At 68.6% G+C, this 12195-nt stretch carries 11 protein-coding genes; 10 read left to right on the top strand and 1 reads right to left on the bottom strand.

Going from position 1 to position 12195, the window contains the following annotated elements:
• Nucleotides 1-36 precede the first annotated feature (36 nt).
• The 10 genes from A5780_RS29775 (at nt 37) to A5780_RS29730 (ending at nt 11465) form a co-directional block, all read left to right on the top strand.
• Nucleotides 37-1095 carry an enoyl-CoA hydratase/isomerase family protein gene (locus tag A5780_RS29775; protein ID WP_064910505.1) on the top strand — a complete coding sequence of 353 codons (1059 nt, stop codon included), beginning with the start codon at nt 37-39 and terminating at the stop codon, nt 1093-1095.
• 36 nt (nt 1096-1131) lie between these two features.
• Nucleotides 1132-2460 (top strand): CoA transferase, encoded by a 1329-nt coding sequence (locus A5780_RS29770; RefSeq protein WP_082976799.1) that lies wholly within the window; start codon nt 1132-1134, stop codon nt 2458-2460.
• Entirely contained in the window at nt 2454-3836 is a 1383-nt protein-coding gene (locus tag A5780_RS29765) for an amidohydrolase family protein (protein WP_064910500.1), read from the top strand. The genes A5780_RS29770 and A5780_RS29765 overlap by 7 nt, the downstream gene beginning before the upstream one ends.
• Nucleotides 3837-3994: 158 nt before the next feature.
• Nucleotides 3995-5245, top strand: a complete 1251-nt coding sequence (locus tag A5780_RS29760; protein WP_063031931.1) for an amidohydrolase family protein — start codon at nt 3995-3997, stop codon at nt 5243-5245.
• A 47-nt stretch (nt 5246-5292) separates the two neighbouring features.
• Nucleotides 5293-5595 carry a DUF4286 family protein gene (locus tag A5780_RS29755; protein ID WP_051756868.1) on the top strand — a complete coding sequence of 101 codons (303 nt, stop codon included), beginning with the start codon at nt 5293-5295 and terminating at the stop codon, nt 5593-5595.
• Nucleotides 5596-5752: 157 nt separating this feature from the next.
• A complete protein-coding gene (locus A5780_RS29750) occupies nt 5753-6886 on the top strand; it encodes an acyl-CoA dehydrogenase family protein (protein WP_064910498.1) in 1134 nt (377 codons plus the stop codon).
• Nucleotides 6883-8133: an acyl-CoA dehydrogenase family protein gene (locus A5780_RS29745; protein ID WP_064910496.1), complete on the top strand. Its 1251-nt coding sequence runs from the start codon at nt 6883-6885 to the stop codon at nt 8131-8133. Before A5780_RS29750 ends, A5780_RS29745 begins: the two co-directional genes overlap by 4 nt.
• Nucleotides 8134-8317: 184 nt before the next feature.
• Nucleotides 8318-9700 carry an SRPBCC family protein gene (locus A5780_RS29740; protein WP_064910494.1) on the top strand — a complete coding sequence of 461 codons (1383 nt, stop codon included), beginning with the start codon at nt 8318-8320 and terminating at the stop codon, nt 9698-9700.
• Nucleotides 9697-10164 (top strand): hypothetical protein, encoded by a 468-nt coding sequence (locus A5780_RS29735; protein WP_064904810.1) that lies wholly within the window; start codon nt 9697-9699, stop codon nt 10162-10164. Before A5780_RS29740 ends, A5780_RS29735 begins: the two co-directional genes overlap by 4 nt.
• A complete protein-coding gene (locus A5780_RS29730; protein WP_231983144.1) occupies nt 10161-11465 on the top strand; it encodes a cytochrome P450 in 1305 nt (434 codons plus the stop codon). Before A5780_RS29735 ends, A5780_RS29730 begins: the two co-directional genes overlap by 4 nt.
• A 6-nt stretch (nt 11466-11471) precedes the next feature.
• On the opposite strand, the gene A5780_RS29725 is transcribed toward A5780_RS29730, so the two are convergent.
• Nucleotides 11472-12113 carry a TetR/AcrR family transcriptional regulator gene (locus A5780_RS29725; RefSeq protein ID WP_063013888.1) on the bottom strand — a complete coding sequence of 214 codons (642 nt, stop codon included), beginning with the start codon at nt 12111-12113 and terminating at the stop codon, nt 11472-11474.
• Between the last annotated feature and the right edge of the window lie 82 nt (nt 12114-12195).

Here is a 12195-nt window from a genome sequence, read left to right as displayed (position 1 = left end):
CGCGAGCATTCGCGGCCTCACAGAACGGCGGTGACGATGACCACCAGCGCTGCTGACGCAGACCTGCGATTCGCCGACCTGAGCTTGGACCGCGACGGAAGGCCGCAACGGCCGCTCACCGTCGTCGACCTGGACGGACTGCGGCGCTCGAGTCCCGAACAGATCGCCGATATCGCCGGCTCGATCGCCACCGGCGCGGCACTCACCGTCGCCGTCGCCGGTGATCCGGTGCCGGCGCGGTTGCATCCGATTCTCGAGGCGGCGACCGTCTCGGTGAGCGAATTGCCGCTGCGGGACCGGCGCGTGGTCACGGTGACCGATTGCGCCGCCGCGGTGGAGATACTCGCCGCCGCCGTCGATCACGCGCCCCGGGCGGCGCTGGCCTGCGGTCACCTGCTGCGGCAGACTCCCGCGCTGCCCACCCTCCCGGCGCTGGCCGCCGAAGCGGCGGTCTACTCGATGTTGCTGGGCGGCACGGAATTCCGCGATTGGCTCGGGGCTCGGGGGCCGGCCCGGACACCGGACGACGAATCCGGCGACCTGGTCCGGATCGACCGCGCGGGCGGTGAACTCGCCATCGTGCTGGATCGGCCGCGCCGCCGCAACGCGCTCAGCGCCCGCCTGCGCGAGGAACTGCTCGCGGCCGCGCAGGTCGCCGAGGCCGACCCGAGTATCACCTCGGTCCGGCTCGCGGGCGCGGGACCGGCCTTCTGCAGCGGCGGCGACCTCGACGAATTCGGTTGTGCGACAGACCCGGTGGCCGCCTATCTGGTGCGCCTGGACCGGGCGCCGTGGCGGGTGCTCGACCGCCTGTCCGCCCGGTTGCGAATCGACACCCACGGCGCCTGTGTCGGCGCGGGCGCCGAGATCGCCGCGTTCGGCGGCATCGTCACCGCGGCGCCGGGGACCTGGTTCCGCTTCCCGGAGGTCGGTATGGGCCTGGTCCCGGGAGCGGGCGGCACGGTGAGCGTGCCGCGCCGGATCGGGCGCTGGCGGGCCGCCTGGGCGATGCTCACCGGCGCCACCATCGACGTCGACACCGCCCTGCGCTGGGGCCTGGTGGATCGCATCGAGCCCACCGGCGGGCCGTCGTAGCGACGGCCGCGCACACCCTTGCCGAGGAGGCCTGAGATGAACCATCCAGCCGCACTGTCCCCGCCGGCCACGCTCGCCCACCGGGTATCCGAACTGTGGCCGCCGCGTGCGACGGACGCGTCCCCGTTCGGGTGCGAGGTCTGTGGCTGGGCGGCGTCGGGAGCCATGGACCTCACCGGGCCCGCGGGCGGGCCGCCCGACATCTCCCCCGCGCCCGCCTTCGCCCGGCTGGGCGAGGTCCTGAGCCTGCTCGCGCGCACGACCGCCGCGCTGGGACGGGCGGTGACGCTGGCTCCCGGTCCGGTACTCACCGCGCGGGCGGTCGACCACGGTTTCCGGCGCGCGGGCACACGCTCGGCGGGCGGGTCCACCCGCCTGCTGCGCACCGCCGACGGCTGGTGCGCACTGACCCTGTCGCGCCCCGACGATATCGCCGCCGTGCCCGCGATCATCGGCGCCCACCGGACCCGCGACCACTGGAAAGCGTTGGCGCAGTTCGCCGTTGACGTCTCCGCCGCCGACCTCGCCGACCGCGCTCAACTGCTCGGAGTCCCGGCCGCCGCCCTTCCCCCCGGCGGACCGAAGGCCGATCCGGGCACGCCACCGTGGCAGCTGTCCCGGCTCGCGGCGCCGGCACCCTGGCGAGACCTGACCGGGCGGCTGGTGGTGGACCTGTCCTCGATGTGGGCGGGGCCGCTGTGCGCCCATATTCTCGGCCGGGCCGGGGCACGGGTGATCAAGGTGGAGAGTCCGCATCGGCCCGACGGTGCGCGGGCGGATCACCATTTCTTCGACCCCCTGCACGCCGGACACGAATTCCGCACCGTCGACTTCCGCACCGATTCCGGGCGAGACGAATTGGCGGCGCTGCTGGCGGCCGCCGACATCGTGATCGAGGCCTCCCGCCCCCGCGCGCTGGCGCAACTGGGGCTCGGGCCCGACCGGCGCGGGCTGCGTCCCGGCCAGATCTGGGTCGGTCTCACCGGCTACGGCCGATCCGAGCCGATGCGGGTGGCCTTCGGCGACGACGCGGCGGTGGCCGGCGGGCTCGTCGGCACCGGACACGGCATGCCGGTGTTCTGCGCGGATGCGATCGGCGACCCGCTCTCGGGAATCGCTGCGGCACTGGCGGTCTGCGCGGCCGTACGGGCGGGCGGCGGTGTCCTGGCCGACGTCTCGATGCGCTCGGTCACGGCCGCTTTCGCCGCCGCGCCACCGCGCTGCGCGGGCCCGCACCGGGTCTTCACCCATGACGGGCGCTGGCAGGTCCGGTGCGCGCACACCGGACACACGCAGGCAGTCCTGTCCCCGCGCTCCGCACAGACGCACGCCGAGTCCGCATTCCCGGGTGGTGTCGCATGTTGATTCGCAACGCCGCCGTCTTCGGCAGCGCTCACACCGATATCCGCTGCGAACGCGGCACCATCACCGAATGCGGGTGCGGTCTGCGGCCACAGGCCGGCGAGGACGATATCGACGCGCGCGGCGGATGGCTGGTGCCGGGCCTGCACGACCATCACATCCACCTGCGCTCACTCGCCGCGCGCTCCGAGTCGATTCCGGTGGGACCGGACCGGATTCACGGCCCGCACGCACTGGCGGCACGTCTACGGGAGGCCGCACGCCGGACACCCGGACATGCCTGGATCCGCGCCGTGGACTACCACGACGATGTCGCCGGGGCGATCGACCGGTGGGCGCTGGACCGCATGGATGTCGGGCGGCCGGTGCGGGTGCAGCATCGTTCCGGCGCGCTGTGGATCCTCGATTCCCACGCCTGCGCCCTGCTCGAGGTCGACAACTGTCATCTGCCGGGGGTGGAACGTGATCCGCAGGGCCGGGTCACGGGCCGGCTGTGGCGAATGGACACATGGCTCGGCGACCGGCTCGGCTGCCTGGCACCGGACCCGGCCCCCGTCTCGGCGGTGGCCGCGGCACGCGGAATCACCGGATTCACCGATGCCACACCGGATCTCACCCGGCCCGAGGTCGGCACGCTGGCCGCCGGGGTGCTGGACGGGCGCATCGTGCAGCGCGTCTACTGTATGGCCGAACCCGATATCGAGGATCCGCACGTCGAGCGTTTCCGTCTGGGGCCCACCAAAATTCTGCTCGACGACACCGCCCTGCCGGACCTCGACGATTTCGTGGTGCGGCTGCGCCGGTTGCACAGTGCGGGGCGGGCCGCGGCGGTGCACTGCGTCACCCGGGTCCAGCTGATCCTGACCATGGCCGCCCTCGATCTGGCCGGGGTGGTGCCCGGCGACCGCATCGAACACGGTGCCGTCGTTCCCGCCGAGGTGCTGACCTGGTTGCGCCGCAACGATATTCCGGTGATCACCCAACCGCATTTCCTGATCGAGCGCGCCGCCCAGTACGCCCGCGAGGTGCCCGCCGAGGACCGGCCCGATCTGTGGCGGCTCGGTTCGCTGCTCGCCGCGGGCGTCGGGGTGGCGGCCGGGACCGACGCACCCTTCGGCGACCCGGACCCCTGGGCGGTGGTGCGCGCCGCCACCGATCGCGGCCCGGGCAGACCGGCGGAGGCGCTGTCACCGGTCACCGCGTTGTCGCTGTTCTTCGGCACCGCCGCCAGGCCGCATATTCCCCGCACCATCGCCACGGGCCACACCGCCGATCTGACCCTGCTGCGCGTTCCGCCCCCCGAACTCGGCGAGGTGCTCGACTCGTCGCCCGTGGCCGCCACGATCGTCGCCGGGCAGGTCGTCTACCGGGCGGCGTAGCGGCAGGGCGGAATCGGCCGTTTGCCGAGCGGGCGCCGAATCGGGTGTATCGTCGCAGCCAAATAGGAGAGTATAATTCTCCATAACAGAGATTCATCATCTCGCACTGTCGCCCGCCGCGCCGGGCCGCCGCCGTCCGCACCAGCACGAGGAACCTCATGAATATCGATGACATGATCCTGGTCAGCATCGACGACCACGTGGTCGAGCCGGCCGACATGTTCGACCGGCATACGCCGAAGAAGTACGCCGAGTACGTGCCACAATTGCTCACCAACGAGCAGGGCATCGATCAGTGGACCTATCGCGGCCGGCCGGTCGGCGTCACCGGGCTCAACGCGGTCGTCGGCTGGCCCAAGGAGGAGTGGGACAAGAACCCCACCCGCTACGCCGAGATGCGTCCGGGCGTCTACGACATTCACGACCGGGTACGGGATATGAATGCCAACGGCGTGTTCGCCTCGATGTGCTTCCCGACCTTCGCCGGCTTCAGCGCGGGCCACCTGAGTCAGTTCAAGGACGAGATCACCGTGGCGATGATCCAGGCCTACAACAACTGGCACATCGACGAGTGGTGCGCCACCTATCCGGGCCGGTTCATCCCGAATGCCATTCTGCCGCTGTGGGATCCGCAACTGGCGGTGGCGGAGATCCAGCGGGTGGCGGCCAAGGGATTCCACGGCGTGACCATGTCGGAGATTCCGCACGTGGAGGGTCACCCGTCCTATCACGACATCGAGTACTGGGGTCCGGTGTTCGCCGCGCTCGCCGATACCGGCCTGGTGATGAACCTGCACATCGGGCCCGGCTTCGGCGCCCTGCGCATGGCCCCGGACGCGCCGATCGACAATCTGATGGTGCTGGCGCCCAGCGTGTCCCAGATCGCGGTCCAGGATCTGCTGTGGGGCCCCGCGCTGCGCAGCTATCCGGGATTGAAGGTGGCGCTGTCCGAGGGCGGCATCGGCTGGATCCCGTATTTCCTCGACCGCTCGGACCGCCACTACACCAACCAGAAGTGGCTGCGCCGCGACTTCGGCGGAAAGATGCCCTCGGATGTGTTCCGCGAGCACGTCATGGCCTGCTATGTCACCGACAAGACCTCGTTGAAGCTGCGGCACGAGATCGGCATCGACATCATCGCGTGGGAATGCGACTACCCGCATTCGGATTCGCTGTGGCCCGACGCCCCGGAATTCGTCCTGGCCGAACTCGAGGCGGCGGGCGCCGACGACGCCGACATCTCCAAGATCACCTGGCAGAACGCCTGCCGGTTCCTGAACTGGGAACCGTTCGCGCACATCCCGCGCGAGCAGGCGACCGTCGGCGCGCTGCGCGCCCAGGCCGCCGATGTCGATCTGACCGTACGGCCCCGCAAGGAATGGGCCGAACTGTACGCCCAGCGCGCCTGACGGCGCGAAAGCGGTTGCCCCCCACCACTGATCGTTAGGCACACACCATGCAGATGCTGGTCTTTTCCACCCCGCGCGAGGGCATGGACGACGAATACAACACCTGGTACAACGACGTGCACATTCCCGAACTGCTGCAGATCGAGGGCATCCGCTCGTGTTCGCGGTATCGGGCCCCGCAGCTCGAGGGACAGGGCGCCACGCACCGGTATCTGGCGGTCTACGAGATCGACGGCGACGCCGAGGCGGTCTTCAAGCAGTTGCGCGCCAACTCGGCGGAAGGCCGATCCACCCTCAGCCCGGCGATCGACCCGAAGGCCACCCAGATCACCTTCTGGGAACCGCTGTAGAAACTCCGGTCGCCACCCCGGGGTGTCGACCGGCCACCACTCCCATCGGCGACGCGCCGGCCTCTCGACGTCGCCGATGGGTGCCCCGCCTCCCGCGGACTCGATATCCGCACACCTCACCGGGTTCGCGGGAGGCCCTTGCGTAAGGACCGCATTCGTGACTGCCGCCCCCACCGCCGACCAACGGCTGTTCCGGACCACCACCCGCGACTTTCTCGCCGCCACCGTGCCCGTGGACACGGTGCGCCGCCTCGCCGACTCCCCCGACGGCTTCGATCGGGACTGGTGGCGGCGCGGCGCCGAGCTGGGCTGGACCGCACCTCTGGTCCCCGAACGGCTCGGCGGCGGCGCGGTATCGGACACGCCGATGGCCGACCTCGCGCTGCTCGCCGAGGAATTCGGGCGCGCGTGCGCCCCCGGGCCGCTGCTCGCGGTGAATGCCACGCTGACCGGATTGCTCGGCAGCACAGGGGATTTCGACGCGGCGATAGCGGACGTCCTCGCCGGAGCCGCGATCGCGACCTGGGCCCACTACGAACCGGGCACGGGTCCGGCTCCCGCCACCTTCGACACCGTGGCCACGCCGGACGGTGCCGGGTACCGGCTGTCGGGGGTGAAGGATCGCGTCGAATACGGCGCCCAGGCCGATCTGCTGATCGTCGACGCCCGGGGGCCCGAGGGCCCGGTGCAGCTCCTCGTCGCCACGGACACGCCCGGTGTCACCGTCACCCCGGTGTGGACCCTGGATATCGTGCGTCGCACGGCCACAGTCGTTTTCGACGACGTAGCGGTCGCCCCGGACGCCGTGGTGCAGCGCGATCCCGAAGCCGCCGCGGCCGCCGCCGAGGCGCAACTGCTCGTGGCCGCCGCGCTGAGCGCGGCGGAGATGGCCGGAGCCGCCCAGCGAGCCTTCGAGGCCACGGCGCAGTGGATGTTCGACCGCTACACCTTCGGCCGTCCGCTCGCCTCGTATCAGGCGCTCAAACACCGGGCCGCCGACATCGCCACCACCCTGGAGGCATGCCGGGCCACCTCCTGGGCCGCGGCCGCGAGCTTCGGCGACGACACCATCGACACGGCCGAGGCGGTCGGCGTCGCGAAATCCTTCGTCGGCGCCACGGCCGGCGAGATCGTGCAGGAATGCGTGCAGATCCACGGTGGGCTCGGCGTCACCTGGGAACACGATCTGCATCTGTATCTGCGCCGGGTCACGCTCGGACGCGCCCTGTACGGCACCCCGGCCGAACACCGGCGCCGGCTCACCGATCTGCTGGAGACGATCCCCGCATGAGCACCACCGAATCCGCCACCACCACAACCGAATCGGTCGACAGTTTCCGCGACCGCGCCCGTCGCTGGTTGCGGGAGACGCTGCCGCCGGCGCCGCCGGTTCGTTCGGGTGAGCAGAAATCGCCGGAGGTGTGGGCCCGCGCTCGCGAACTGCAGCGCATTCTCTACGACGGCGGCTTCGCCGGGATCTGCTTTCCCGCCGAATACGGCGGCCTGGGCCTGAGCCCGGCCCATCAGCGCGCCTTCACCGAGGAGTCACGCCCGTACGAGATGCCGCTGGCGCTCAATATCCCGACCCTCACCATCTGCGCCGCAACACTTCTCGACATGGGAAGCGAGGAGCAGAAACGCACCCACATCGCCGCCGCGCTGCGCGGTGAGGAGCTGCTGGTGCAATTCCTGTCCGAACCGCGCGGCGGATCCGACCTGGCCGGCCTCACCACCCGCGCCGATCGTGACGGTGACGAGTGGGTGCTGAACGGGTCCAAGATCTGGAGTTCGGGCGCCTATGCCGCCGACTATGCGCTGTGCCTGGCCCGCACCGACTGGCAGGTGCCCAAACACGCCGGGCTGACCATGTTCCTGGTGCCGGTGCACTCCCCCGGACTGACCATCCGCCGGATCACCCAGGTCGACGGGTCCACCGAATTCTGTCAGGAGTTCTTCGACGATGTCCGGATCCCGGCCGATGCCGTGGTCGGCGAGGTCGACGGCGGGTGGGCCGTCGCGAGCCGGTTGCTGCAGCACGAACGCAGCGCGGTCGGTGGCGCCTCCCCGTACGCCAGCGGCGTGGGCCAGCACAGTGGCCGCGATGTGCGCGCCCTCATCGAGATCGCCCGGCGCACGGGACAACTCGCCGACCCGCGCGTGCGCGAGGACATCGGCGAAGCGCATGCGATGAATCTGGTTCACGACCAGCTCATCGCCCATGTCGGCGCCCGCATCGCCGCCGGCGATCTGGCCCCCGCGGCCGGTTCGATCGTGCGCCTGTTCAGCGCCCGCAATTCGTGGCTGCAGTCCGATGCCGCCCTGCGCATCGCCGGCGCCGCCGCCGCGACCGGCGACCCGGGCGACGGACCCGGCCTCGGCCGAGCCGGCCAGGAGTACCTCTACCGGCAGGCCTGGAGCCTCGCCGGGGGCAGCACCGAAATGGCCCGCAACATCATCAGCGAACGCGTCCTGGGCATGCCCCGTGAGGACGCCGCCGACCGGGATGTGCCGTTCGATCAGGTGCGGCGGGGGCGTTAGCCGGTACCGATATTCCTCGGACACCTTGACACCGACCAGGACTGTGATGCAGGCTACTAATCAATCAACTGATTGATTAGTAGCCGCGTCGGGTACCCCCTGATCGTTGCGAATCCGGTTCGCTCTCACCGATGACATCTCGCCGTATCCGCGCTTCGGCTGCGCGAATTCCGAAGGAAGGCCCATGAATTCAGCGAAACCCGGAGACTGGGTCGATACCGCGGCAAGCGCACGAGAGATCGGCAACGACCGGTTCGGCACACGCATCTCGACCGACCGCTATACCGCACCGGCGTTCGCCGAAAAGGAACGAGATGCGATCTGGTCGCGGGTATGGCAGATCGCCGGCCGGGTCGACGACCTTCCGGAAACCGGCGACTGGAAGGAGTATCGGATACTAGACCAGTCCTTCGTCCTCGCCCGCGGTCGCGACGGGACCATCCGCGGATTCGTCAATGCCTGCCGGCACCGCGGCAACCCGCTGTGCAGTGGGTCCGGAAATGCGAAGCGGGGATTTCTGTGCCAGTACCACCTGTGGTCCTACGACCTCGAAGGCAGATTGAAGGGAATTCTGCGTCAGGACGCCTACGGCGACGATATCGAAAAATCCGAGCATTCGTTGTTCACGGTCCCGGTCGAATGCTTCGCCGGATTCATCTTCTTGAACCCTGATCCGCACGCCGCACCCCTCATGGACTTCATCGGACCAGACGTCGCGGAACTGCTCGCGCCGTACCACCTCGACCGGATGCCCACTGTGATGGATGTGCGGGAGGGACTGAACTGCAATTGGAAGGTGGTCATGGATGCCTTCTCCGAGGGCTACCATATCGCCGGCATCCACCCGGAACTGTTGCGCGCCATCGACGTCGACGGAACCAAGGCCCGTTATCGCTTCTTCGACGATCACAGCGTCGCGGTCGCACCGTTCGAGGTCGCGAATGCCGAGCACTTCACTCCCGAACAACAAGTCGAGGGCATCCGAGGTCTTACCGAGACCTTCCCAGGCGTCGCGCGCGTTCTGCCCGCTTTCGACGAATTGGTCGCCGGCTTCCGCGACTCCGGCGGCGACCTCGCATTCCCGGCCGGTGTCACGGCACGCACCCTGCTCCAACAAGCCACCCGTGCCACATTGACCGAACAGGGTCTCGATGTCAGCGGCCTGACGGATGCGCAGATGAGCGACAATCACGGCTGGTTTCTCTTCCCGAACTTCTTCATGACGATCCGTGCGGGCGAATGCCACGTCATCATGTCGTCGCCGCACCCCGACGGCGACCCGCACCGCTGTATCTGGCACGTATGCAGTTACATGTATCTACCGGAAGATTTCCGCGACGCCGTCCGTGCGGCACCCGTCGAGGTCGACGACCCCGGGAGTTACAAGTACTTCCTCGCACTCGAACAGGACTACGAGCAGATGCCACGCCAGCAGCGCGGTCTGCGCAGCAACCGACTCGAATACTTGTCGCTGGTCGGTGAGGAGATTGTGATCGCGCACTTCCATTCGGTACTGGACCGGTATCTCGCGGTCGGCCGGCGAAATGTCGAGGGAGCCGGCAAATGACATCGCACGACATCGCCGCCGTCGCGCGCGAGCACACCGGCCTGTCGCACCTTGTGCTGGAATACGGCGCCACCGTGAAACGGCTCGTCGATGAGGCGAAGGAGCCCGGATTCTCGGCCGCGAGCTGGGCGGCGCTGGCCGATATGGTCGCCGTCGCGGAGTTCGAGCGAATCGGCAACTTCAAAGAGGTCATGAACTGGGACCAGTACATCGAATTTCTCACCGGCTGGGCGAAATCCGCCGAATGGGAGGGCAGCTTCAAACGCATCACCGAACACCGCAATGTGGTATTCCTCGAATTGGAGGAACGCAGCAAGGTCGGAAATTTCTCCAGCGTCGTCAATTCGATGTCGGTCTACGAATTCGACGACGCCGGGCTGATCCGGCATATCGACGTATACCTGCAGATGGCTCTGCCCAGCAACGACATGCTCGGAAGCTACGAAGGCATCGATATCTCGTGAAAGAGCGAATCACAGTGCAGGACAACGCTACAACCGATATCGACGCCGTCGACTTTTTCACCGATGAACAACTGCTGCGCGACCCGTACGACTATTTCGCCTCGCTGCGCGAAGAGTGCCCGCTGCGGCGAGAGAAGCACCACGACGTGGTGATGGTGACCGGCTACGACGAGGCACTCGCCATCTTCGGCGACACCGAGCGGTTCTCCTCCTGCCTGTCGGTGACCGGACCGTTCCCGGGTTTCCCGGTCCCACTGACCGGTGACGACATCTCGGACCTGATCGCCGCGCATCGCGACGAAGTGGCGATGAGCGATCAACTGCCGACGATGGACCCGCCCGATCACACCGCGCACCGGGCGCTGCTGGCACGCATGATCACACCGAAGCGATTGAAGGAGAATGCGGAGTTCATGTGGCGGCTGGCCGACCGTCAGTACGACGAGGCTCTCACCGACGGCCGGGTCGAGTTCAACTCCGCCTTCGCCGAGCCGTTCGCGATGCTCGTCATCGCCGATCTGCTCGGTGTTCCGGAGGCCGACCACGAAGAGTTCCGCGCCGCGTTGCTCGGCAACAGCAGTGTCCTCGGCAGCAGCCGCGGACAAGCCCTCGGGCACACCCCGCTCGACTACCTGTACGACAAATTCTCCGGCTACATCGCCGACCGCCGCGCCCATCCTCGCAGCGACGTCCTGACCGGCGTTGCGTCCGCGACCTTCCCCGACGGCCGTACCCCCGAGGTGATCGACGCGGTCCGGGTGGCGGCGAATCTGTTCGCCGCCGGGCAGGAGACCACGGTCCGATTGCTGGGCACGGCAGTGCAATTCATCGCCGAGGACCCGGAGCTGCAAGGCAGGCTGCGCGCGAATCGCGACCTGCTGCCCAACTTCATCGAGGAGACCTTGCGCTACGAAAGTCCCATCCGCGGCGATTTCCGGCTGGTCAAGGTGCCGGTGACCGTCGGGGGCGTGGACCTGCCGGCGGGCACGATCGTGATGCTCGTCAATGCCGCGCTCAATCGCGACCCGCGCCGGTTCGCCGATCCCGACACCTTCGACCCCGAGCGGCCCAATGCGCGCACCCACGTAGCATTCGGGCGAGGGGTACACACCTGCCCCGGCGCACCATTGGCGCGCGCCGAAGCGCTGGCCGCGTTGAATCGGCTGTTCGATCGCACCCGGGATATCCGCATCGACGAGGACCGGCACGGTCCGGCCGGTGCGCGACGGTACCGGTATCTGCCCACCTTCATCCTGCGTGGCGTCACCCGGCTGCACATCCGCTACAGCCCCGCCGAATGACCGGGGCTACCGTGGGGGTTGGGTGAAGTCGAACAAACTCCCCCGCAACAGCATCTTCGACGCATCGACCGCCGCATGATAATCCTGCGGCGCCGCAGTCGCGGCCTGGTCGTACAGCCCCCGGAAAAGGGCATACACCGCGTCCGCAGCAGAGGCGGGATCCAACCCCTGACTCAGCGCGCCCTCGTGCTCCGCCTGCCGGACGATTCCGCTGATCACCGCACGCAGCGCGGTGAAGATGGTGTCGCTGTCCTCGGGTAGGTGCAGATGTGCGGGGCTCTCCACCCGGATGGCGCGGTCGAACGCCGCCGCGAACGGGTAGTCGCTGATCACCTGGTCGCCCTCGTCGAGCACCGCCATCAACTTGTCCAGCACACCGTCGACCCGGTCGGCGGCCGCGGCCAAGCGCGGCACCGTGGTTTCCGACAGCTCCAGGAACGCCGCTTTCACGAGCTCGGACTTGTTCGGAAAGTAGTGGTACAAGCTACCGCTGGTCATGTCCGCCACCCGCGCGATCTCCCGGATCGTCGCACGGGAATACCCCACCTCGGAGACACACCGCATGGTGGCCGCGATGATCCGCCGGCGCGTCTGCACACCACTGGCTCCGACCGGACGGCCCAGCGACGGCGCGGTACTCAACTCCATGCCCTCCACTCACCGACGGAAACTGTCCGGACAGCTTCCCATCCGGGTAGGCCCGTCTGTTTCCCAGGGTGGCTACGCTGTG

Origin of the sequence: Nocardia sp. 852002-20019_SCH5090214 (genome assembly GCF_001665865.1) — a bacterium.
In the GTDB taxonomy this organism is placed as follows: domain Bacteria; phylum Actinomycetota; class Actinomycetes; order Mycobacteriales; family Mycobacteriaceae; genus Nocardia; species Nocardia nova.
The sequence above is the reverse complement of the archived record's forward strand: the minus strand, read 5'-3'. Positions and strand labels throughout refer to the sequence as shown.

Excerpts from the sequence above, each read along its gene's own strand:
- A5780_RS29770 (WP_082976799.1), top strand. The coding sequence starts at position 1,132 with ATGAACCATCCAGCCGCACTGTCCCCGCCGGCCACGCTCGCCCACCGG.
- A5780_RS29740 (WP_064910494.1), top strand. The coding sequence starts at position 8,318 with ATGAATTCAGCGAAACCCGGAGACTGGGTCGATACCGCGGCAAGCGCA.
- A5780_RS29735 (WP_064904810.1), top strand. The coding sequence starts at position 9,697 with ATGACATCGCACGACATCGCCGCCGTCGCGCGCGAGCACACCGGCCTG.
- A5780_RS29745 (WP_064910496.1), top strand. The coding sequence starts at position 6,883 with ATGAGCACCACCGAATCCGCCACCACCACAACCGAATCGGTCGACAGT.
- A5780_RS29725 (WP_063013888.1), bottom strand. The coding sequence starts at position 12,113 with ATGGAGTTGAGTACCGCGCCGTCGCTGGGCCGTCCGGTCGGAGCCAGT.
- A5780_RS29755 (WP_051756868.1), top strand. The coding sequence starts at position 5,293 with ATGCAGATGCTGGTCTTTTCCACCCCGCGCGAGGGCATGGACGACGAA.
- A5780_RS29760 (WP_063031931.1), top strand. The coding sequence starts at position 3,995 with ATGAATATCGATGACATGATCCTGGTCAGCATCGACGACCACGTGGTC.
- A5780_RS29775 (WP_064910505.1), top strand. The coding sequence starts at position 37 with ATGACCACCAGCGCTGCTGACGCAGACCTGCGATTCGCCGACCTGAGC.
- A5780_RS29765 (WP_064910500.1), top strand. The coding sequence starts at position 2,454 with ATGTTGATTCGCAACGCCGCCGTCTTCGGCAGCGCTCACACCGATATC.